Origin of the sequence: Azospirillum sp. TSO5 (genome assembly GCF_003116065.1) — a bacterium.
In the GTDB taxonomy this organism is placed as follows: Bacteria; Pseudomonadota; Alphaproteobacteria; order Azospirillales; family Azospirillaceae; genus Azospirillum.
The window spans coordinates 42,085-62,475 of the sequence record NZ_LGQY01000006.1 but is presented as its reverse complement, the minus strand read 5'-3'; the positions used below and the strand labels follow the sequence as shown (position 1 = coordinate 62,475).

Genomic DNA, 20,391 nt, shown 5'->3' with positions numbered 1-20,391 from the left:
CCTCACTCCGCCGCCGGCAACGGCTCCGCCACCGGTTCGGCCTTGCGGCGGTCGTCGGGCAGCAGCAGGGCGGCGGCGAAGGCGATGGCGGCCAGCGCCGACAGGGTCAGATAGAGCATGGTGAACTCACCGGTCCGCTCATAGACCCAGGCGACCAGTTGCACGGCCAGCGGACCGGCGCCGAAGGACAGGATGTATTTGGCGCCGAAGGCCAGCCCGCGGTGCTTGTCCGGGGTATAGCGGGCCAGCAGCATGTTCTCCGCCGGGATCTGCGTCTGCGAGGCGATGACCACGAAGGCGGCAGCGGCCACCAGCGGCACGTCGGCCAGCACGGCGACCGCCGCCATCAGCGGAATCTGGGCCAGCAGGCAGAGCATATAGACCCGCTTCAGCGAATGGCGGTCGGCCAGCACGCCGCCGACCATCTGCGGCAGGGCGGAGATCAGGTAGACCGCCGTCACCAGCCCGCCGACGCCCAGCGTGCCGGTGCCAAGCCAACCGCCCAGCCGCGCCTCGAACAGCTTGGGCAGCACCACCTGCATGGCGTTGAAGATCAGACCGGCGCAGACCATGGTGAGCGACAGCACGAAGAAGGCGCGCACCACGTCGCCGCGCGACGGCTTGGGCTGCGGCTTCACGTCGGCGTGGCGGTCCTGAACCACGCCGGTCATCATCAGCAAGGCCAGAACAACGCCCAGCACGAGGCAGATCGCACCCGGGATGATGAAGGCCATGCGCCAGTTCAGCCATTGCGTCAGGCTGCCGGCGACCACCGCGGCGGTGGCGACGCCGAAGGTACCGAACAGGCCAAGCCAGCCCATCGCCTTTCCGCGATTCTCGGCGTTCGCCATCATCCAGGCCATGCCGACGGGGTGGTAGATCGACGCCCCCAGCCCCAGCAGGGCCAGCGACCACATTAGCATCTCCGGCCCGTCCGACAGTCCGGCCAGCACCGCGCCGGCGCCGGTCATCAGGTAGAACACGGCGATCATGCCGGCAGAACTCCAGCGGTCGCCCAGCCAGCCGGCGAGCGGCGCCCCCAGCCCGATCATGAAGGCGCCCAGCGTCCACAGCCGGATCAGCTCGTCATAGGAGAGCTTCCATTCCGTTTCCAGCGCCAGCACGATGGTGAGGAACAGCGCCGACACGATGTGCATCAGCGAATGCCCGACCCAGGCGAACCCGACGGACAGCCGCGCCGAGGTCGGCGACGGCAGGGCGGCGGAAGGGTGGCTCATCGAACGTCTCCGACCCCGGACCTGTTCGGGCCGGGAAATGTTTCACAGGCAAGCGAAAAGCAAAGCTGGCACGGGATGGTTGAACCGTCCAATGCGCCTGCCTCATGGCGGGCATGCCGCGTCGAATCGGGTGGCAGCGTTGTCGGTCAACAGGGCTGGACATGATGTGGTGGGTCGCCATATGTGGCTTTACACATCGCGGCGGTCAGGGAGGGAAGGCTATGACGACGCTTCAGATCCACATCGGGATCGACCTCCAGGCCGAGGCCGCTGCCATCAAGGATGCGCTCCGCCGCCATGCAGCCGGGAAAACCGTCCGGGAGCACCACATCACCTTCGAGTCCTTCGAGGGGATGGCGCGGGTTCTCACGCCGAAGCGACTGGAGATCCTTCGGCATCTTCATCGCACTCCCACCGCAAGCATCCGGGCATTGGCCGGGGCACTGGGCCGCGATTACCGTAACGTCCATTTGGACGTGACCGCATTGGTCGAGGCCGGACTGATCGACGACCGGGACGGTTTGCGGGTGGATTATGACGATGTCGAAATGAAGATGGCGCTCTGAGGGAATACGTTCAGTCGTGAACGTTCCCGCGCATCTTCTTCACCTCCGACCGCTTGGCCTTGCCCTCCAGTCGCCGCTCCTTGGATCCCTTCGTCGGCTTGGTCGGGCGGCGGGGCGGCGGCGGCGGGGCGGCGGCTTCGCGGATCAGATCGATCAGGCGTTCGCGGGCGTCCTCGCGGTTGCGGATCTGCGAGCGGTAGCGGTCGGCCACCAGGATCAGAACCCCGTCCTGGGTCAAGCGCGAACCGGCAAGCCGCTCCAGCCGGTAGCGCACCGGGTCGGGCAGGTTCGGCGAACGGCGCACGTCGAAGCGCAGTTGAACCGCGGTCTCCGTCTTGTTGACATGCTGGCCGCCGGGGCCGGAGGCGCGGATGAACTCCTCCTGCAATTCGCTCTCGTCCAGGCTGATGCGGGGGTTGACCCGGATCATGTCGACGCCTCCGGTGGCGGCTCCAGCGGATGGCGGGCGCGGAAGGCGCGGGCCAGCGCGGCGAAGCCGGCGACGTCGATCTCCTCGGCGCGGGCGGTCGGGGCGATGCCGGTCTCCTCCAGCAGGGCTTCGGCATTGCCGAGCGACTTCAGGCTCTGGCGCAGCATCTTGCGGCGCTGGCCGAAGGCGGCGGCGGTGACCTGTTCCAGCGCGCGCCAGTCGGCTGGCTCGGGGTTCATGCGCGGAGTCAGGTGAACGACCGTCGATTCGACCTTCGGCGGCGGGGTGAAGGCGCGCGGTGGCAGGTTGAACAGCACGCGGGCGTCGGAGCGCCACTGGGTGATGACAGACAGCCGGCCATAGGCCTTGCTGCCCGGCTTCGCCACCAGCCGGTCGGCGACCTCCTTCTGGAACATCAGCGTCAGGCTGACATAGGCCTCGATCCGCGCCAGCCAGCCGAGCAGAAGCGGGGTCGCGATATTGTAGGGCAGGTTGGCGACGATGGCGCGCGGCGCGGGGGCGAGGTCTTCCGGGTCCACCGTGAGGGCGTCGGCCTCGACGATGCTCAGGCGGCCCTGCGATGCCTCGATGACGTCCTGCAGCGCCTCGATGAAGCGGCGGTCGCGTTCGATGGCGATGACCTTCACCGCATTGGTCGCCAGCAGCGCGCGGGTCAGGCCGCCGGGACCGGGACCGACCTCGATGGCGGTGGTGCCGGCCGGCAGATTGGCCGAGCGCGCGATCCGCCCTGTCAGGTTCAGGTCGAGCAGGAAGTTCTGCCCCAGCGACTTGCGCGCCTCCAACCCAAAGCGCGCGATCACGTCGCGCAGCGGCGGCAGGGCGTGCGGGTCGAAGCCAGCCGGGGTGGATGCGGGCGCGGAGGGGGCGGAGATCGGGTCGGTCATTCCCGACTTATAGGCATCCCCCGCCCGCTTCACCAGACGGCAGTTTGCAACAATGATTACAGCAGTCGGCGCAGCAGCACGACCGCGACCACGCCAGCCATCACGGCGACCACCATCGGCACGCGCCGGGCGATCAGGCAGACGAAGGCGGCGGCCAACGCGTCGGACGGACGCGACAGGGCGGCGGGTGCCACCAGGGCGACCAAGACGGCTCCCGGCGTGGCTTCCAGCGCGGCACTCGCCGCCCGGCCTGGCCGGATCCGCGCGATCAGCCACGGCCCACCGATCCGCGTCATCCAGGTGACCAGCGCCCCGCCCAGAACGATGGCGAAGACGTTCCAGTCCAGGTGCAGCGACTCAAGCATCGCGCGCCCTCCCCTGCCCCAGTCCCGGCCCCTTCGCTTGCATTGCGGCAACCGCTCCGCCGGCCAGCGCGCCGGCCAGGATGTGCCATGTCCCTCCGGAAGACAGCGCATGGACGGCCAGCGCGGCGGCAGCGCTCGCCAGCCAGGGCGGCAGCGAACCGACTCCACGCCAGAACCCGGCCAGCAGACAGAGGAAGACGGCGATGAAGGTAAAATCCAGCCCCCAGGCGGCGGGGTCGGCAATCAGCGTCCCGGCCAGCGTCCCCGCCACCGTGCTGGTCAGCCACGCCAGATAGAGCGTCGCCGCCACGCCGTACCAATAGGCCAGCGTCAGCTCCGGCCCGCGGCGCAAAGCCAACGCCCATTGCTCGTCGGTCATGAAAAACAGCGCCAGCCCGGCCCGTGCGCGCGGAACGCCGCGAAAGCGCGGCTCCAGCGTCGTGCCCATCAGCAGGTGACGCAGGTTTACCAGCAGGATGGCGCCGACGACGGCCAACCCTGCACTGCCCTTGTCCAGCAGTTCGACCGCAACGAACTGGGAACTGCCGGCGAAGACCAGCGCGCTCATCAGCCCCATGTCCAGCGCCGACAGCCCGGCCTTGGCGGCGAGACTGCCCAGCAGGAAGCCGAAAGGAACCGCGCCGGCCACGATGGGCAGGCAATGGACGACGCCCGCCGCGAACTCCTGCCGCGGGGATGCCGGTATGGGGTAGCTACCCATGCTCATGTGCTTGCTCATGGCTGCGAAACTAGGCGGCGACGGCGGGCGCGTCTTGGACGGGATTGCTGCCGCGCCGGTATTGGCCGGGGGAGACGCCGACCCGCCCCTTGAACACCCGGTTGAAATGCGCCTGATCGCAGAAACCGCAGGCCAGCGCCACGTCGGCAAGCGGCAACGGACCGGCGAGCAGCCGCTTGGCCTGGGCGACGCGGCGGTCGGTCAAATAGCCGTGCGGTGTGGTGCCCACCGCCGCGCGGAAGACGCGCAGCAGATGGAATCGGCTGAGCCCCGCCGCCTCGGCCAGATCGGCCAGTTCCACCGGGCTGTCGAGATGGGCGTCCAGATACTCCCGCGCGCGGCGGACCGCCGCCGGCTCCTGCCCGGCATCGCGCGGACGGGCGGTCAGGTCGCCGTGGCGCAGGGCCAGCGCAGTGAAGGCGCGCAGCGCGTCGGTGTCGGTGCGCAGCGGCTCGCGGTACGGCCCCTCCAGCCCATGGTGCAGGCCGCGCAGGGCCTGGAACAACTCCGGGTCGTCCAGTTCCATCGCGGCGAAATGCGGGGCGACGGGCCGGCCCAGCGCATCCGTCATCGCTTGTTCGAACAGCGCCACCGAGGGGTAGAACATGCGGTAGGCATAGCCGTCCGCCGCCGGGCGGCCGTCATGCAGAACCTCCGGATCCAGAACCACGACCTGTCCGGCCCGCGCCACCCGCTCGGTGCCGCGGCAGCGGTACAACTCCGTCCCGGCGGTGATGACGCCGACCACATAGGTCTCGTGCGTGTGCGGGGCATAGCTGTGGCGCTGGAAGCGGGCGTTCAGGCATTCCATGCCGTCGAAGCGCGCTTCCCGCCACAAACGGGCGAAATCGCCTCCGCCGGCCGGTGTCCGGTTTAGTGCCGATTGCTGGTCCATGCCGCAGTCTAACAGGAGGGCGTGACGGTCGTCTTGGACAGGATTGCGGGCGGAGCGGCCGATAGCACGCCGGCCGGCACGTTACACACTGTTACACAGCCACACCCCGCCGGATATTGTCCAGTTACAGTCGCGAGCGATCATGGCCGCCAACAAGAAACGACACCGGATCAAGGGCGACTGCCATGACCATCTCCAAGACCATGACCCGCGACGTGGTCACCCCCGTCACCATCGTCACCTTCGTCGTGTCCACGGTGACCGGCGTGATGCTGCTGCTGCACTGGAACACCGGGCTGGTGCGCTTTTCCCACGAATGGCTGAGCATGGCGTTCTCCGCCATCGCGCTCTGGCATCTGGTGAAGAACTGGCGGGCTTTCCTGGGCTATCTGAAGCGGTACGCCGCGCAAGCCGCCTTCATCGCCAGCATCGTCGTGTCGGTGGTCTTCACCGGCATGACCGGCACCACCGGCGGCGGCAGCGTCAATCCGGGGGCGGTGTTCGGCGCGCTGTCGGGCGCGACGCTGGAAGCAGCGGCGCCGGCGCTGGGCCTCACGCCCGACAAGGCGATGGAAGTGCTGAAGACCGCCAACATCGACGCCGCGCCGGGCGAGACCCTGACCGCCATCGGCGAGCGCGCCGGCAAGAACGGCGCTGCCGTCGCCAGCCTGCTGGCGGCGAAGCGGGCGAACTGAGGCGGGGGCCTATTCCTCCCCGTCTTCCTCGCCGTCACCGAGCAGATAGTCGATATCGCCGCCGTCGAGAGCACTGACCAGCCCCTTGCCCTCGATGGTGGCGGCGGACAGGCTGCCCTTGCGGCGCTGGAGGTCGAGGATGCGTTCCTCCACCGTGTTGGCGGCGATCAGCTTGTAGACGAAGACCGGCTTGTCCTGGCCGATGCGATAGGCGCGGTCGGTCGCCTGATCCTCGGCGGCCGGGTTCCACCAGGGATCGTAATGGATCACCGTGTCGGCCGCGGTCAGGTTCAGGCCGCGTCCGCCGGCCTTCAGGCTGATGAGGAAGACCGGAACCTCGCGGTTCTGGAAGCGGTTCACCGGCTCGGCGCGGTCCAGCGTACGGCCGGTCAGCTCGACATAGGGGATGTGCGCCTTCTCCAATTCCAGCTTGATGAGGTCGAGCATGGTGGTGAACTGCGAGAAGATCAGGATGCGCCGGCCTTCCGGCACCATCTCCTTCACCATTTCGGTCAGGGCGTGCAGCTTGGCGCTCGGCCGCGCCTTGCCGCCCAGCGCTGCGATGGATTTCAGCAGGCGCGGGTCGCAGCAGACCTGCCGCAGCTTCAACAGCGCGTCGATCACCGCGATGGCGTTCTGGCCCAGCCCCTTGCCGCTGGCGGCCAACGCCGCGCGCACCGTCTCGTTCACCGACAGGCGGATGGTCTCGTAAAGGTCGCGCTGGTCGCGTTCCAGGTCGATGCGCACCACCACCTCGGTCTTTGGCGGCAGCTCCTTGGCCACCGCCTCCTTGGTGCGGCGGAGCAGGAAGGGGCGGATGCGGCGCATCAGCAGGTTGGCGCGGGTGTTGTCGCCGCGCTTCTCGATCGGCACGCGGTAACGCTTGCCGAAATCCTTGCGGTCGCCCAGCAGGCCCGGCATCAGGAAGGCGAACTGGCTCCACAGCTCGCCCAGATTGTTCTCCACCGGCGTGCCGGACAGGCAGAGCCGGTGCCGCGCCGGCAGCGCCGCCACCGCGCGGGTCGCCTTGCCGTCGGGGTTCTTGATCGCCTGCGCCTCGTCCAGCACGATCATGTGCCAGGTCAGGCGTTTCAGCAGATCGACGTCGCGCGCCACCACGCCATAGGTGGTGACGACGATGTGGGCGCGGTCGATCTCCGACAGCTTGCCATGGCGGTCGACGCCATGCAGCACCACCACCCGCAGATGCGGGGTGAAGCGCTCCGACTCCGCGACCCAGTTGGGCACGAGGCTGGTCGGCACCACGACGAGGCAGGGCTCGGTCAGCCGGCCCTCATGTTCCTCCATGGCGATGTGGGCCAACGTCTGGGCGGTCTTGCCCAGCCCCATGTCATCGGCCAGGATTCCGGCGACGTTGTTGGCGCGCAGGCTCTGCATCCAGGCCAGACCGCCGCGCTGGTAATCGCGCAGTTCACCCCGGAAGCCTGGCGGCGGGGTCATGTCGCCCGGCATCTCGTCGGCGCGCAGGCGCTGGAGATAGCCGTCGATCTGCGCCGTCTCGTCGCCGCGCCGGGCGATCAAATCGTCGATGTCCAGCAGCGAGTCGGCCTCGGCCAGCGGCACCTTCAGCCGGTCGCCGCTGCTGCGCCCGCTGTCCAGCATCGCTTCGAGAACGCTGAGCAGCCGCTCGATCCGCTCGGCCGGCAGGGCCAGGACATTGCCGTCGTCCAGCACGATGTGGGCGCGGCCGTCGATGACACGGGTGGTCGACAGGCCGCCCTTTTCCACCAGCCGGGCGAGGATCGGCAGCAGCGGCTGGCGCTCGCCGTCGATCTCCACGCCGACATCAAGGTCGAACCAGCCGTCGCCGGCATCGCGGACGGCAACCTCGACCTCCGCCCCCGGTTCGATGACCTTGGTGCCGAAATCGGCGCCGACCTCCATAATCCAGCCGGCCTTGGTCAGGGCGGGGACCTCGTTGGTCAGGAAATGCTGCCAGCGCTCCTCGACGTCGCGGCCGGTCAGCCAGTGGACGCGGGAGCCGCGGGCGTTCAGCGCGCCCTTCGGCGGTTCGATCCGCGCCTGGGCGAAGCCGAGGCCGGACAGCCGGTCCAGCGCCGCCTGCTCGTCGGCCTTGTCGCGTCGGACGAAGGTGACATCGCCGAAGTCGTCCTCATAGCGGGCGAACTGGCGCTGGTCGTCGGGCTCGATCTCCACGGCGCGGCCGGGCTCGCCATAGTCGAAGGAGAGGCGCAGCACGTCGACCAGCCCGTCGGCCGGCGTCACCACGCGGCCGAGGCGCGCGATGATTCGGGGGGAGCGCTCGACGATGGCCGCCGCATCGGCCGCCCCGCTGCGCACGCCGGGGATGGCGTTGTCGCGGAAGCTGGATGTCGCGATGGAGGGCGGCGGCGGGGTGATGCGCGGCATCGACGCCACACCACCGCGCGACGGACCGAACAGGCGGGACGGCGTCGATTTGGACGGGGGAGATTTGGATGGGGGAGATTTGGACGGAACCGGCGGCGGTGGCGGAGCGGCCGGTACCGGCTTGGCCTTCGGCACCTCCACCACCTGGAGGTCGACCGGGAAAACAGTGCCTGAGGCACTGTCCACGCACCAATAGGACTGACCCTTCACCAGCACGCTGCGTTCGGGCAGGCCGGTCGGGCGCAGCTTGCGGGTGGCGGGGTCGCGGAAGGCGCGGACGGTGCGGCCCGGCCCCTCGGCCAGCGGGGTGCCGTCGCGCCAGCGCAGGCGGCCGGTGGAGAGCAGGCGACGCAGCAGGCGGTCCACCGCCTCTCCCCGGCTCTTGGCAACGGGGGTGCGTTCGGTGCCGCCGCCGCCGAGCAGCCGGGCGATGGCACGGTCGGCATCGCCGTCGACGGAGCGCGGCGCCTTGGCCAGCACGTCGCGCGGGCTGGCGGGGCTGGCGTCGGCCGATCCCTCCGCCACGAATTCCACCAGGATGTAGCAGGCGACGTCGCCCTGCCCCGGCTCCAGCGTCCAGCGCAGGCTGCGCACCGGCTCCGGCTTGGGTGCCGGGGGTGGAGGCGGTGGGGGCTGGGGCGCCACGCTACGGATCGGCGGCGGGACCGGCGGGCGGACCAGGGTGAGCGGAGCCTTGGGAGCGGGCGGTGCCGAGGGGGCCGCTGCGGCCGGGGTGGGCGCGACGGGTACAGGCGGCGGCGGAGGAGGCGGAACCAGCGGAGCCTTCACGTCCGCCACGTCGAACAGCGAGGCGCGGCGCCATTCCGGCCGGCTTTCCAGCGCCAGCATCGCCGCCGCCGCCATATGGGCGCAGGCGTTGCGGCCACAGGAACAGCTGCGGTCGAGCACGATGCTGCGCTTGCCCTGCACCGGCGTCACCGTCACCGACAGGCGGCGGCCGAGATCGCTGACCTCCGCCTCGATCCGGTCGCCGCCGGGAGGACCCAGCGTCACCGCACCGGTCATCATCAGCGTGCGGCCGCGCTGCAGCGTCTTGGCATCGAAGACGCGCGTCAGGTCCTCCTGACCGAAGGGGACGGCGGCGCCACCCGACGAAGGGCCACGCGGCAGGGCATCGAAAAGCGACATGCGGTGCGAGGTGACCAGGCGAAAGCTGATGGAATGGGGCGGAACGGAACGGAAACGGGGCGTCGGTATAGGATCTTGCGCGGCGTGGCGCAAGCCTTAGGCTCAAGCATTGACGCGAACGGTGCCGCAACGGCGGAACCGGGCGCGGCCGTCCGTCATAGCACAGGACGACAGCGGCTTCACCCCGGTTGGTGATTTACCCGCGATTGCCGGGGAATACCCGGCTGGCCAGTTCGCACAGGCCGCCCTCGCTGCCCAACTGATGGGCGGCCCAGCGGATGGTTCCCTCGACGAAGGACGGATCGCCGGCGTGGACCAGCAGAGCCAGCCCCAGCGCCATCGCCCCCGCCAGCCAGGGGGAGGGACGCAGGCGCGGGACGGCGTCCTTGCGGCTGCTCCACAGGAACAGCAGGGCCGACAGCCCGCCGATCATCAGCCCGGCCACCACCTCGGCCCCCGAATGGGCGGAGACTGCGATACGCGAGGCGCCGATGGCCAGCACCAGCGCCACCGCCGCCAGCGGCAGCACGATGCGGAGCCAGCGCGATCGGGCACTGCGCGCCGCCAGCGCCGACACCGACCCGTAGAAGACGGCGGAGAAGGCGGCATGACCGCTGGGGCTGACGAAACGGTCGCCGGCGAACAGCGACGGGAACAGCGGAAAATCGGGCAGGCCGCAGCCATGCCCCACCAGCTTCAGCACCACCATGGCGCCAAGGCACAGCGACAGGGCAAGCAGCCAGCGCAGCGCCAGCGGCGCCGAATGGTGCCGCCACAGCGCTGTCGCATAGAGGGCGGAAAGCGGGACGAGAAGGCTGCTGCTGCCCAGATGGGTGATGGCGCCGCTGGCGGTGGCGAGCATCGGTCCCCCATGGATGCCGGTGGAAACGAACGGCTTTGCCACATGGTGCGGCGCAGCAGGATCGGCAAGAGGACGAGTCGAAAGCCCCGCCCCTACCCCTCCATCTGGTCGGCGCGGGCGTCGGCGATGACGCAGTTGCGGCCCGACCGCTTGGCTTCGTACAGCGCCTCGTCGGCCCGGCGGACCAGCCCTTCGGCGGTATCGCCCAGCCGTCCGCCGATCGAGATGCCGACGGACACCGTCACGTTGATCTCGCCGTGGCCGGTCGATACGGCGAAGGGCATGTCGGCGATGCGCGAACGCAGGCGTTCGGCGACGATCAGCGCGGCTTCCCCGTCGGTATCGGGCAGGATGACGATAAACTCCTCGCCACCCAGCCGGGCGACGAGGTCGAAGGTGCGCAGGTTGCGGCTGGCGCGGGCCGACACCTCACGAAGAACCTCGTCACCGATGGCGTGGCCATAGGTGTCGTTGACCACCTTGAAATGGTCGATGTCGAACATCAGCACCGACACCGGCTTGTGGCTGTCGATGGCGCGTTCCAGCAGCCGCGGCAGATGGGCGTTGACGTAACGGCGGTTGAAGACGCCGGTCAGGCTGTCGGTCAGCGCCATCGACAGGCTCTGCTCGTAATTGGAGCGCAGCCGTTCCTGATAGCGCTTGCGCCGGATCTGGGTGCGGGCGCGGGCCAGCAACTCGTTCCGGTCGACCGGCTTGACGACGTAATCGTTGGCGCCGAGTTCCAGCCCCTTCGCCACCTGCCCCAGGTCGCCTTCGTCCACCATCAGCAGGATCGGCACCTGCCGCGTGCGCTCATGCGAGCGCAACTGCGAGCAGAGGCGCAGACCGTCCTCGTTCAGCAGGGTCAGACTGACCACCACCAGATCGAGCGGCGTGCCCAGCGCGCGTTCCAGCGCCTTGGCGCCGGTGTCGGCGGAGAACACCATGTTGTGGTCGCGCTGAAGCGTCTCCGTCACCTTTTCCAGGTCGAGGGCGGAGTCCTCCAGCACCAGCACATTGGCGCGCTCGAAGGATTCGCTCAGCATGGTACCGCTGCGCTCGATGACGCCGAACTGGCCGGACGTGCTTTCGCGCAGGCGCCACTCGTCCATCATCATCTTCAGCCGAACCAGCGAGCGGACGCGCGCGAACAGCGCGATGTCGTTCACCGGCTTGGTCAGGAAATCATCGGCCCCGGCCTCCAGGCCGCGGACGCGGTCGGCGATGTCCGACAGCGCCGTGACCATCACCACGGGAATGTGCATGGTGGCGGGATCGGAACGGATCTTCTCGCACACCTCGAACCCGTCCATGCCCGGCATCATGACGTCCAGCAGGACGATGTCCGGCGATTCCTTCCGCACCATCTCAAGCGCGTCGGGTCCGTTGAAGGCCGTCAGAACATTGAAGTACTCGCGCGTCAGCTTCGCCGCGAGCAGCTTCACATTCGGCAGTACATCGTCGACGACAAGGACACGCGCGGACATCGGAAGGAAATTCCTGCAGAATTGCTACAGAGAAAACAGACTTAGCCGAGAAACTTTTTGACTGTTTCGAGGAACTTCACAACCGAAATGGGCTTCGCGACATAATCCTCGCAACCGCCCTGACGGATTTTCTCTTCGTCACCTTTCATGGCGAAGGCGGTGACGGCCACGACCGGAATGCTCCTCAGATCCGGATCGTCCTTGATCCAGCGGGTCACCTCCAGCCCGGAAACCTCCGGCAACTGGATGTCCATCAGGATCAGGTCGGGGCGGTGCTGACGGGCCAGCCGCATCGCCTCCATGCCTTCGCGGGTCTGCAGCGTGCCATAGCCGTGCGCTTCGAGCAGGTCATGAAAGAGCTTCATGTTCAGCTCGTTGTCCTCGACGATGAGGACGGTCTTCGTCGGCCCACCACCGGTCACCAATGGACCGCAAGGCTCCGCTGACATGCATCCTCCCTGGGTGTGACCCCCGCGTTCACGCCGTCCATTACCGGATTGCGTACCGCAGTTGCGGGGTCGCAAGACCGGTATAGCCCCTTTCTGATTAGGTCGCGACGGTTAAATAGTCGTTACCGGACCGCTGGATGGCAGCCCTGATGACCGCGGACCACCCTGCATTCAAACGAAAACCGCCCGCGGCGGACGCGGGCGGCGATCGGTTATCGACAACGGCAATATACTGAAATGGAGCTGCGTGACGGCTCAGGCCGCCCGCCTGGTCTTGCGCTTTGCATCGCGGCGGCGGGCCCCCTTGGCGCCGTACATCATGGCGTCGGCGCGGCGCATCACCTCGTCCTCGCTGTCGTCGGCGCCATAGGGCTGGGTGCCGACGGAGAAACGGACCGGCAGCGACTGCCCACCCCATTCGACATGGGTGGCGTCGGCGATGGCGGCCAGCTGGCGGGCGCGGGCGAGGCCGCTGGCGGTGTCGGTGTTGGTCAGCAGCACGGCGAACTCGTCACCGCCCAGCCGGGCGACCACGTCCTCCTGCCGGACATTGCCGACGATCATCCGCGCCACCTGCCGCAGATAGGCGTCGCCGGCGATATGGCCGTGGGTGTCGTTGATGGCCTTGAAACCGTCCAGGTCGATCATGACCAGCAGGCCGCCGGCGGACCCGTTGCGGCGGGCCGAGGCCAACTCGCGCCGGAAGTGGCTGTAGAAGCCGCGCCGGTTCAACAGGCCGGTCAGTTCGTCCGTCATCGTCAGGCTTTCCAGGTAGGCGATGCGCTCATGCAACTCGGCGATCGTCTCCTTGGCTTCGGCGAGCAGCGCGATCGTCTCGTCCAGCGTCTGGCGCTCAGTCCCCCGCAGAAGCCCGACACGCGAAGCCAACGCGACCGGCGACCATCCGGCCGGCACGTCGAAACGGTCGGAGGTGTGGTGCTTCAGGTCCAGGGCGGCGACGATGGCATTCATGGGGTCGGCTCCTCTGATGAAGGTCGGAACACTTCGCCTCTACCCAAGCAACCCCTGTGCCAACCCGCCGCACCCCGCAGATACCAAGCATTTTATGCATTTCCGGCGGATTGCGCCGTCGGATCATCGGTAGGGGATGGAGCCTCTTTCCTACCGGACCGGCATCTTCTGCCCACCCCAACCGTTCGGGGCAGGAAATCCCTGCCGGTAAGGGGCGGCCGAAACGCCGGCCCGGTAAAAGGCTCCACCCACCCGTCACACCACCCGATCCGGCGCCGGCCGGCCGGCCATCACCGCATCGATGTTGTCCAGCGCCTTGAATCCCATGGCATTCCGCGTTTCCACCGTGGCGCTGCCCAGATGCGGCAGCAGGAACGCGTTGGGCAGATCGCGGTAGCCGGGATGCAGGTTCGGCTCGTTCTCGAACACGTCGAGCCCGGCGGACGCCAACCGCCCGGCCTTCAGCGCGGCGATCACCGCCTCATCGTCGACCACGCTGCCGCGCGCCGTGTTGATGAGGATGGCCCCCGGCGGCAGCCGCCCGATCCGTTCGGCGTTCAGCCAATGTCGGGTTTCCGCCGTGGCGGGGAAGTGAAGCGACAGGACATCGCACACCGGCAGCATCGCCTCCGGATCGGTATGATAGGTGGCGCCCAGTTCGAGGTCCGGGGTCAGGCGCCGGCGGTTGCTGTAATGGATGGTCATGCCGAAGGCGCGGGCGCGGGCCGCCACCGCCTGTCCGATGCGGCCCATGCCGACGATGCCCAGCCGCTTGCCGCCGACATGGGTGCCCATCAGCTGGGTCGGTGTCCATCCGGTCCAGGCATTGGCACGGATCATCCGCTCGCCCTCCGAGGCGCGGCGCGCGGCACCCAGCAGAAGAAGCAGCGCGATGTCGGCGGTGGCGTCGGTAAGAACGTCCGGCGTGTTGGTGACGGTCAGGCCGCGGGCGCGCGCCGCCTCCAGGTCGATGTGGTCGGTGCCGACGGAAAAGGTCGCCAGCACCCGCAACCGCTGCGGCAAGGCCGCGATGGCGGCGGCGTCCAGCCGATCACCGGCACAGCAGAGCACGGCGTCGGCCCCAACCTCCGCCGCACGGGCGGCGATCTCCGCCCCGCTGAAGGCGCGGTCTTCCGGATTGAGCACGGCCCGGTAATCGCGCGAGGCCCGCGCCTCCACCGCTTCGGGAAGGCGGCGGGTCAGCAGCAGCACCGGGCGGGCAGAGGGCTGGGCAGAGGGGTGGGAGGCGGGACTGTCCGACTGCGCCGCAAACGGCAACTCGGCAGGGCTTGTCATTCCGGCGGTTCCCTTCCATTGATAAGACATTCGGGTGGCGGGCCTTTCGGACCGCGGAAAAAACACCCATACTTCACCAAGAGCCGTCAATCACCTGTGGATCCCGTCTTGCTCGACCGTCTTTCCGCCTTTCCGGCAACCGTCGGCGCGGTCCTCGCGGCCGCCGTTTCCACCGGTGCGCTCCTCGCGGCCTCCCCCGTCCTGGCTCAGCCGGCCGCGACCTCCATGGCGGCGGTGGCGGCCAGGATCCAGCCGCACCGGGCGATCTACACCATGTCGCTGGCCTCGGCCCGCAACGGCTCGAAGGTCAGCGACGTTCGCGGCCGCATGATGTTCGAATGGGCCGACGCCTGCGACGGCTGGACGACGGAGCAGCGCTTCCAGCTGCGCTTCGTCTACAGCGAAGGCGACGACATGGCGATGAACACCAACTACACGACCTGGGAATCGAAGGACGGCCTGCGCTACCGCTTCAACGTCCGCAAGCTGGTCAACGGCGAGGTGGACGAGGAGGTGCGCGGCGAGGCGAACCTGAACCGCGACGGCGCCGGCACCGCCCAGTTCACCAAGCCCGAACCGCAGGAGATGGAGCTGCCGGCCGGCACCATGTTCCCGACCGCCCACACGCTGGCGATCCTGGACCATGCCGAACGGAAGGACCCCTTCTTCACCCGCACCATCTTCGACGGGTCCGACGCGGAAGGACCGACCGAGGTGTCGACCGTCGTCGGCAAGCCAGGCGCGCCGACGGATGCCGGCAAGGATCCGCTGCTGAAGGTGGGCAAGGCCTGGCCGGTCCGCATGGCCTTCTTCCCGACGCAGAGCGATTCGGCCCAGCCGGAGTATGAGATGAGCCTGCATTTGCTGGAAAACGGCATCGCCGAGTCCATGCAGATCGACTATGGCGATTTCACCGTCAACGCGGTGCTGGACAAGATCGAGGCACTGCCGAAGTCGGGATGTTGACGGCGGCGCAACGCGCCCGTGACAATTCACATCGGGTTTGCCGATCCAGGGGACATCCGATGGTTTCCCTGTTGATCGCGACTCGCCGCTGCGCTTAACTGCGGGTTGGGGTTTTGCGCAACAGGCCGGATTTTGCCCATGGGCAACCGGCCGTCCGAGGGTTTATCCGTCATGAGCAAGAAGCATGTCCAGATCGGGCAGGTTTTCCAACCGGTCGGCAGCGCCGGCGGCCGCGGTTGGCGGGTGACGGCAACGGTCAACCTGCTGGGCATCCCGCACGCCCGCGTCGTCAGCACCGAAGACGAGGGGGTGTCGAAGACCCTCAGCTGCTCGGTCCTCGCCGACACCAGCCACTATCGCCTGATCGCCTCGGCACCGGCCGATGGGATGGCGGCGTAAAAGGCACGGTTCAACGGAGGTCGTTTGGCGCCGACTTTCCGGCGCCAGTATGACGTCCACCTCCTACTCGTCCCCCCGCCGCTCGCGCAGCCGCGCCCAATAGTCCAGCCGCTTGCGCAGGTCGCGTTCGAACCCCCGCTCCACCGGCTGGTAGAACTCGCGCCGCGCCATCCCTTCGGGGAAGTAGTTCTGGCCGGAGAAGCCCTCCGCCGTGTCGTGGTCGTACTCGTATCCCTTGCCGTAGCCGATGGTCTTCATCAGCTTGGTCGGCGCGTTCAGGATATGCTTGGGCGGCATCAGCGAACCGGTTTCCTTCGCCGCGCGCACCGCCGACTTGTAGGCAGTATAGCCGGCATTCGATTTCGGCGCCGTCCCCAGATAGATCACCAGCTGCGCCAGGGCCAGTTCACCCTCCGGGCTGCCCAGCCGCTCATAGGCTTCCCAGGCGGCGATTGCCTGGGTCAGGGCGTTGGGATCGGCCAGCCCGACATCCTCAACGGCGAAGCGGGTCAGGCGCCGCGCGATGTAACGCGGGTCCTCGCCACCATCCAGCATGCGGCTGTACCAGTAGAGCGCCGCGTCGGTGTCCGACCCGCGCAGCGACTTGTGCAGGGCGCTGATGAGGTTGTAATGCCCCTCCTGCGCCTTGTCGTAGAGCGGAGCGCGACGCTGGATGGTGGCGGCGAGCGCGTTGGTGTCCAGCACCGTGTCACCCGGCAGCGCGAACAGCTCCTCGCACAGGTTCAGGCAGAAGCGGCCGTCACCGTCGGCCATCGCCTTCACCGCGGCGCGCGCATCGGCGTCCAGCGGCAGCGGCCGGCCCATCTCGGCCTCCGCCCGCGACAGCAGCTTTTCCAGCGCCGCATCGTCCAGGCGGTTCAGCACGAAGACCTGCGCCCGTGACAGCAAGGCGGCGTTGAGTTCGAAGGATGGATTCTCGGTGGTGGCGCCGACCAGCGTGACGGTGCCGTCCTCGACGAAAGGCAGGAAACCGTCCTGCTGGGAGCGGTTGAAGCGATGGATCTCGTCGATGAACAGCAGAGTGCCCTGCCCCGCCACCCGCCGGGCCCGCGCGGCATCGAACACCTTGCGCAGATCGGCTACGCCGGAGAAGACCGCCGACAGCGGTTCGAAATGCAGGTCGGTGCTGTGGGCAAGCAAGCGGGCGATGGTGGTCTTGCCGCAGCCGGGCGGCCCCCACAGGATCATGGAGGCCAGCCGCCGCGCCGCGACCATGCGGCCCAGCGGCCCCTCAGGCTTCAGCAGATGGTCCTGCCCGACCACCTCGTCCAGCGTGCGCGGGCGCAGCCGGTCGGCGAGCGGGCGGGGAGCCGCCGACTCGAACAGCCCGGCATCCCCGCCCGACTCGCCGCGTTTTGCCATGATGGGTGTCTCAGCGCGCCGCGCCGCAGCGCTGGTAGCACTGCTTCAGCTGATAGCTGCAGTTGTCGGTCGGGCTGAACGGGGTCGAGTCGGCGCGATCGATGCCGCCCTGGTTGCGCGCCGCGACCGAGTCCATGCACACATTGTGGCTCCGCTCGCACTGGGCCTGACAGGAGGCGCCGGAACCGGTGCCGCCGTCGATCCGCAGCGACTGGTCGTCGGTGCCGCCGCGCGGAGTGGACGGTCCGGGGACTACGGTGACGGTGGGCGCCGGGCCGGAGGCGGCAGGGCGCGACGCCGGGTGATCGGCGCAGGCCGACAGGCCGAGAAGGGCCACGGCCACGAGCGGGGCGATGAGACGGACCGGACGGAACTTAGCCACGACGGCTCCTATTCTTCTTGTTGTGAGGACGGCCATGGGCATGACGGAATGCCACACCCCTCTGGACCATCCCCCGTTCGGCCCCCACTATGCCGATATCAGCTGTAAGAAGGGAATGACTGAAATGACTTCGAAATCGGACGGCAGACCGCCGCGCAACCGGTCCCTGCGACTGCTGCTGGCGCTGCTTGTCCTCGGCCTCGTCATGCTGGCCTCGCGCGCGCTGGCGCTGCCCAATGTCGGCATGGCCGAGATGATCATCCCGCTGCTGGGCGGGCTGTTCGTGGCGGTCGCCATCGTCATGATCGTACGCCGCGACCGTGCCGACCGCGACGCCCTGCCCCCGTCCCGGCGTGACCGCCAGGACCAGGGCATGCCGGACTGAGTCGTTCAGACGAACTTGAAGCTGAGCAGGCCGCCGACCACGACGACCAGAAGGACGGTGGCCACCAGCATCAGCCGCTTCTCGATGATGTGCTGAACCTGCGGTCCGTAGAAATGCAGCAGGATGGCGATCATGTAGAATCGGGAGAAGCGCGCGACGATCGAACAGAGGATGAAGACCGTCAGGTCCAGATGGGCGAATCCGGCGGTGATCGTCAGAAGCTTGTAGGGGATCGGCGTCACCCCCTTCAGGATCAGGAACCAGGGGCCGAACTCGGTGAACATCTCCTGGAAATGATGGAACGACTCCTGCGCATTGTAGAAGTCGATGATCATCCGCCCGACGCTCTCGAACAGATAAAAGCCCAGCGCATAGCCCAGCAGACCGCCCACAAGCGACGCGAAGGCGCAGATGTTGGTGTAGAACCAGAGTCGCTTCGGCTTCTCCAGACACATCGGCACCAGCATCACGTCCGGCGGCAATGGGAAGAAGGAGCTTTCGGCGAAGGAGATCGCCGACATCCACCAGACGGCATCGTCGCGGGCGGACAGGCGCTGGAGGCGCGTGTAAAGGGAACGCAACATTCGACCGGCCACATAAGAGAAAACCCTTCCTCCGGGGGGTGTCCCCGGAGGAAGGGTCTAACATATCACCGATATCGGCGGTTCCGTCCTGCACGACACGGGGCCCTGAGGCCCGATGCCGCACAGTCAGGATAACCGGCGCGATGCCCGGTCATATCACTCGGCGGTCTCGGCTTCGGCCTCGACGGCATCCTGCGTCGGGCCCGAATCCTGACCCTTGGCGGAGACGTCGCGGTCGACCAGCTCGAACACCGCCATGTCGGCGGCGTCGCCATAGCGGAAGCCGGCCTTCAGGACGCGGCTGTAGCCACCCTGGCGATCCTTGTAGCGGTCGGCCAGAACGGTGAACAGCTTGGTGACCGTGTCGTTGTCGCGCAGCTGCGCGAAGGCCAGACGACGGTTGGCCAGGCCACCCTTCTTGCCGAGCGTGATCAGCTTGTCGACGATCGGACGCAGGTCCTTCGCCTTCGGCAGGGTGGTGGTGATCTGCTCGTGCTTGATCACCGCGTTCGCCATGTTCGAGAACATGGCCTTGCGGTGGCTGCTGGTCTTGCTGAACTTACGTCCCGAAACGCCGTGACGCATGGCGGTCCTCCTTCATGGCATGGCCCCCCTCGGGGAGCCGATCGTGAACCCCGCCGCCCAGTCGTAACGCTGGTACGGCCATGGGGTCGGGCCGCTTCGGCCCTGGGAAATGCGCCCTCCCCGCCCAAGGGCGGAAAGGGCGCGGAAACATGCGAGATGCTTAGTACGGCTCTTCCAGACGCTTGGCCAGCTCTTCGATGTTCTCCGGCGGCCAGTTCGGGATTTCCATACCGAGGTGCAGGCCCATCTGGGACAGCACCTCCTTGATCTCGTTCAGCGACTTGCGGCCGAAGTTCGGGGTGCGGAGCATTTCCGCCTCCGTCTTCTGCACCAGATCGCCGATGTAGACGATGTTGTCGTTCTTGAGGCAGTTGGCCGAACGGACCGACAGTTCCAGCTCGTCCACCTTGCGGAGCAGGTTCTTGTTGAACGGAACCTCCTCGTGCTTCTCCTCGGAAACGGCGTGCGTCGGCTCCTCGAAGTTGATGAACAGCTGCAGCTGGTCCTGCAGGATGCGGGCGGCGAGAGCCACCGCGTCGTCCGGCTTGACCGAACCGTTGGTCTCCACCGTCATCGACAGGCGGTCATAGTCGGTGACCTGCCCGACGCGGGCATTGTCGACCTTGTAGGACACCTTGCGGACCGGGGAGAACAGGGCGTCGATCGGAATCAGGCCGATGGGCGCGTCTTCCGGACGGTTCTGGCTGGCCGGGACGTAGCCCTTGCCGGTCTCGACCGTCAGTTCCATGTTCAGCCGCGCGCCGTTGTCCAGCGTGCAGATGACCAGTTCCGGATCCATGACCTGGATGTCGGGACCGGTCTCGATCATGCCGGCCTTGACCTCGCCCGGGCCTTCGGCGCGCAGGCGCATGCGCTTCGGGCCGTCGCCGCCCATGCGCAGACCCATCGTCTTGATGTTCAGGACGATGTCGGTCACGTCCTCGCGGACGCCGGGGATGGACGAGAACTCGTGCAGCACGCCGTCGATGTGGATCGACGTGACGGCGGCACCCTGCAGCGAGGAGAGCAGGATGCGGCGCAGGGCGTTGCCCAGGGTCAGACCGAAGCCGCGTTCCAGCGGTTCGGCGACCACCGTCGCGAAACGGTCGGCGTCGTCACCGGGCTGGATGTCCAGCTTGCTCGGCTTAATCAGTTCCTGCCAGTTCTTCTGAAGCACGGATCGACCTCAAGATGCCATCGGGTGAACACGAACCCGCGGGGCCCGAACCATTCCCATGCTGAGGGGACCGCGATGGCTGCGGCCCCCT

At 67.8% G+C, this 20,391-nt stretch carries 22 protein-coding genes; 5 read left to right on the top strand and 17 right to left on the bottom strand.

The genetic code is table 11. The annotated features are described in order from the left end of the window. Positions 1 to 2: 2 nt before the first annotated feature. On the bottom strand, positions 3 to 1,238 hold the full coding sequence (locus tag TSO5_RS01085; protein WP_109149865.1) for an MFS transporter: 1,236 nt from the start codon (positions 1,236 to 1,238) through the stop codon (positions 3 to 5). Positions 1,239 to 1,459: 221 nt separating this feature from the next. Between TSO5_RS01085 and TSO5_RS01080 the strand changes: the two genes are divergently transcribed. Then, positions 1,460 to 1,804, top strand: a complete 345-nt coding sequence (locus TSO5_RS01080) for a hypothetical protein (protein ID WP_109149864.1) — start codon at positions 1,460 to 1,462, stop codon at positions 1,802 to 1,804. Positions 1,805 to 1,814: 10 nt separating this feature from the next. Here TSO5_RS01080 and arfB read toward each other — a convergent pair whose 3' ends face one another. Genes arfB through TSO5_RS01055 form a run of 5 tightly spaced genes read right to left on the bottom strand, consistent with a single transcriptional unit; the run spans position 1,815 to position 5,138 of the window. Next, positions 1,815 to 2,234: an alternative ribosome rescue aminoacyl-tRNA hydrolase ArfB gene (gene arfB, locus TSO5_RS01075; RefSeq protein WP_109149863.1), complete on the bottom strand. Its 420-nt coding sequence runs from the start codon at positions 2,232 to 2,234 to the stop codon at positions 1,815 to 1,817. Continuing rightward, positions 2,231 to 3,139, bottom strand: a complete 909-nt coding sequence (rsmA, locus tag TSO5_RS01070) for a 16S rRNA (adenine(1518)-N(6)/adenine(1519)-N(6))-dimethyltransferase RsmA (protein ID WP_109149862.1) — start codon at positions 3,137 to 3,139, stop codon at positions 2,231 to 2,233. The genes arfB and rsmA overlap by 4 nt, the downstream gene beginning before the upstream one ends. Before the next feature lie 56 nt (positions 3,140 to 3,195). Continuing rightward, on the bottom strand, positions 3,196 to 3,504 hold the full coding sequence (locus TSO5_RS01065) for an AzlD domain-containing protein (RefSeq protein WP_109149861.1): 309 nt from the start codon (positions 3,502 to 3,504) through the stop codon (positions 3,196 to 3,198). Beyond that, positions 3,497 to 4,231 (bottom strand): AzlC family ABC transporter permease, encoded by a 735-nt coding sequence (locus tag TSO5_RS01060; RefSeq protein ID WP_199230784.1) that lies wholly within the window; start codon positions 4,229 to 4,231, stop codon positions 3,497 to 3,499. Before TSO5_RS01060 ends, TSO5_RS01065 begins: the two co-directional genes overlap by 8 nt. 22 nt (positions 4,232 to 4,253) lie before the next feature. Further along, positions 4,254 to 5,138 carry an AraC family transcriptional regulator gene (locus TSO5_RS01055; RefSeq protein WP_109149860.1) on the bottom strand — a complete coding sequence of 295 codons (885 nt, stop codon included), beginning with the start codon at positions 5,136 to 5,138 and terminating at the stop codon, positions 4,254 to 4,256. A 185-nt stretch (positions 5,139 to 5,323) separates the two neighbouring features. On the opposite strand from TSO5_RS01055, the gene TSO5_RS01050 reads away from it, so the two are divergent. After that, complete coding sequence (locus TSO5_RS01050) at positions 5,324 to 5,833, top strand: DUF4405 domain-containing protein (RefSeq protein WP_109149859.1); 510 nt, start codon at positions 5,324 to 5,326, stop codon at positions 5,831 to 5,833. A gap of 9 nt (positions 5,834 to 5,842) precedes the next feature. On the opposite strand, the gene TSO5_RS01045 is transcribed toward TSO5_RS01050, so the two are convergent. From TSO5_RS01045 to TSO5_RS01020, 6 genes are all read right to left on the bottom strand, one after another. Continuing rightward, positions 5,843 to 9,373, bottom strand: coding sequence for a DEAD/DEAH box helicase (locus TSO5_RS01045; RefSeq protein WP_109149858.1), 3,531 nt, complete (start codon positions 9,371 to 9,373; stop codon positions 5,843 to 5,845). Between the two features lie 196 nt (positions 9,374 to 9,569). Next, positions 9,570 to 10,235 (bottom strand): phosphatase PAP2 family protein, encoded by a 666-nt coding sequence (locus tag TSO5_RS01040; RefSeq protein ID WP_109149857.1) that lies wholly within the window; start codon positions 10,233 to 10,235, stop codon positions 9,570 to 9,572. A 92-nt stretch (positions 10,236 to 10,327) separates the two neighbouring features. Beyond that, positions 10,328 to 11,722, bottom strand: coding sequence for a PleD family two-component system response regulator (locus TSO5_RS01035; RefSeq protein WP_109149856.1), 1,395 nt, complete (start codon positions 11,720 to 11,722; stop codon positions 10,328 to 10,330). Between the two features lie 41 nt (positions 11,723 to 11,763). Then, complete coding sequence (locus TSO5_RS01030; RefSeq protein WP_109149855.1) at positions 11,764 to 12,171, bottom strand: response regulator; 408 nt, start codon at positions 12,169 to 12,171, stop codon at positions 11,764 to 11,766. Positions 12,172 to 12,426: 255 nt separating this feature from the next. Further along, positions 12,427 to 13,143, bottom strand: coding sequence for a GGDEF domain-containing protein (locus TSO5_RS01025; protein ID WP_109149854.1), 717 nt, complete (start codon positions 13,141 to 13,143; stop codon positions 12,427 to 12,429). 255 nt (positions 13,144 to 13,398) lie between these two features. Then, positions 13,399 to 14,439 (bottom strand): D-glycerate dehydrogenase, encoded by a 1,041-nt coding sequence (locus TSO5_RS01020; RefSeq protein ID WP_247870518.1) that lies wholly within the window; start codon positions 14,437 to 14,439, stop codon positions 13,399 to 13,401. Between the two features lie 108 nt (positions 14,440 to 14,547). On the opposite strand from TSO5_RS01020, the gene TSO5_RS01015 reads away from it, so the two are divergent. Both TSO5_RS01015 and TSO5_RS01010 read left to right on the top strand, forming a co-directional pair. Continuing rightward, positions 14,548 to 15,405, top strand: coding sequence for a cell envelope integrity EipB family protein (locus TSO5_RS01015; RefSeq protein ID WP_247870517.1), 858 nt, complete (start codon positions 14,548 to 14,550; stop codon positions 15,403 to 15,405). A gap of 171 nt (positions 15,406 to 15,576) precedes the next feature. After that, entirely contained in the window at positions 15,577 to 15,804 is a 228-nt protein-coding gene (locus tag TSO5_RS01010; RefSeq protein ID WP_098739542.1) for a hypothetical protein, read from the top strand. A gap of 63 nt (positions 15,805 to 15,867) precedes the next feature. Here TSO5_RS01010 and TSO5_RS01005 read toward each other — a convergent pair whose 3' ends face one another. Both TSO5_RS01005 and TSO5_RS32890 read right to left on the bottom strand, forming a co-directional pair. Further along, positions 15,868 to 17,187 carry a replication-associated recombination protein A gene (locus tag TSO5_RS01005; RefSeq protein WP_109149852.1) on the bottom strand — a complete coding sequence of 440 codons (1,320 nt, stop codon included), beginning with the start codon at positions 17,185 to 17,187 and terminating at the stop codon, positions 15,868 to 15,870. Positions 17,188 to 17,197: 10 nt separating this feature from the next. After that, positions 17,198 to 17,569 (bottom strand): hypothetical protein, encoded by a 372-nt coding sequence (locus TSO5_RS32890; protein WP_199230783.1) that lies wholly within the window; start codon positions 17,567 to 17,569, stop codon positions 17,198 to 17,200. A gap of 124 nt (positions 17,570 to 17,693) precedes the next feature. Here TSO5_RS32890 and TSO5_RS00995 point away from each other — a divergent pair, with 124 nt between their 5' ends. After that, on the top strand, positions 17,694 to 17,954 hold the full coding sequence (locus TSO5_RS00995) for a hypothetical protein (protein ID WP_109149851.1): 261 nt from the start codon (positions 17,694 to 17,696) through the stop codon (positions 17,952 to 17,954). A 5-nt stretch (positions 17,955 to 17,959) separates the two neighbouring features. Here TSO5_RS00995 and TSO5_RS00990 read toward each other — a convergent pair whose 3' ends face one another. From TSO5_RS00990 to TSO5_RS00980, 3 genes are all read right to left on the bottom strand, one after another. Then, the gene (locus TSO5_RS00990) at positions 17,960 to 18,538 is read right to left on the bottom strand and encodes a YqaA family protein (protein ID WP_109149850.1); all 579 of its coding nucleotides are present in this window, start codon (positions 18,536 to 18,538) and stop codon (positions 17,960 to 17,962) included. Between the two features lie 156 nt (positions 18,539 to 18,694). Further along, entirely contained in the window at positions 18,695 to 19,123 is a 429-nt protein-coding gene (gene rplQ, locus TSO5_RS00985) for a 50S ribosomal protein L17 (protein ID WP_109073821.1), read from the bottom strand. 160 nt (positions 19,124 to 19,283) lie between these two features. Continuing rightward, positions 19,284 to 20,300 (bottom strand): DNA-directed RNA polymerase subunit alpha, encoded by a 1,017-nt coding sequence (locus TSO5_RS00980; RefSeq protein ID WP_085089782.1) that lies wholly within the window; start codon positions 20,298 to 20,300, stop codon positions 19,284 to 19,286. Positions 20,301 to 20,391: the final 91 nt, after the last annotated feature.